1 pseudogene is annotated in these 1,172 nt (G+C 42.5%); it reads right to left on the bottom strand.

Going from position 1 to position 1,172, the window contains the following annotated elements:
• Positions 1-1,172 (bottom strand): annotated as a pseudogene (locus DW114_RS21120) (SrtB-anchored collagen-binding adhesin); the annotation flags it as partial.

Below are 1,172 nucleotides of genomic sequence, written 5' to 3'. Positions count from 1 at the left end.
CGCTTAATCTGATTATAGATAGAATGAGCTTCGTCGGTTAAGTCCACGATTTTTCCATTTTCTGTGATTGTAAAATCAATCGGCTTTGCACCGTCAGTTAAGTAACCGTCGGGAGCTTCACTTTCAACGATACGGAATTTTCCATAAGGTAAAAGGTCAGAAGAAGTAGAAGCGACACCCTCAATATCGGTATGGATTGTTTTTACCACTTCATTTTTCTTGTATAATTTGCCCTCAACCAATACCGCATTATCATTTAAGGAAATGATGTCAAAAGCAGTATCTTTCAAGGTAGCACTTCCTTGTGGCTTTGTATCGCCCGTTTCTAAATCTCGTTTCTGAATTTTCACACCACCACGGATAACCTTGTCTGATACAGAAAACTGGTTACTTCCAGTAAGTACGGCAAGGTCGCCGTCCTCTGTAATCTGTGTTACATATAAGCCTTTTATCTGTTCGGACTTATCGCCAGCCTGCATATATGCACCGTCTAACAAGTAGCCGTTTGGAGCTTTCGTTTCCTCAACGGTTAGCGTTCCAAGTGGAAGAACCGCCTTGCCGTCCTGCATATAGAAGCTATCGCCAGATACCTTGTATGCGTCCGCTAATTTTGCGATGTAGTGAGTTGTCCCGTCGCTGTCTGTTTCAGCGATTGTCTTTGTAACCCATGTACGAGTAGCTTCGGCAGGGAGATTGTCTTTATTATAGAAGCCTGCATAATACTTCCATGTAAATTCCGCACCTGCTAAAGAAGCGTTCCCTTGCGGATTGTCTTTCTGTGTTTCCATATCAATCTTGAAAAGCTCAATCAAAGTGTCCGTTACTTTTGGCGTATCTGATACTTTCAAAATTGCTGTCTTTCCAACTTCAACCTTTAAGGAATATATGGTTTTATCTACTTTATATCCTGCTGGTGCGGATAACTCCTTGATATAAACTGTGCCAGCCTTTACCTCTACAACATCTGTATTTCCGTTTTCATCAGTCGTAAGGGTGGCAAGCTGTTTCGTACAGTCCTTATCAGAAAAGACACCATAGGTTGCACCTGCAATAGAGTAATTCCCGTTACCGTCGGTAATGCTGGTATTACTGGAAGTCTTTTGCAGTTTCGCATTTCCGACATTCAGCTTCGCCCAGAATTGTCCTAATTCCTGCCCCTCGCCAGAGTAGAT

Source organism: Absiella sp. AM09-50, from assembly GCF_003433845.1.
GTDB classification, from domain to species: domain Bacteria; phylum Bacillota_I; class Bacilli_A; order Erysipelotrichales; family Erysipelotrichaceae; genus Hoskinsella; species Hoskinsella hominis.
This window is presented reverse-complemented; position numbering and strand designations above follow the sequence as displayed.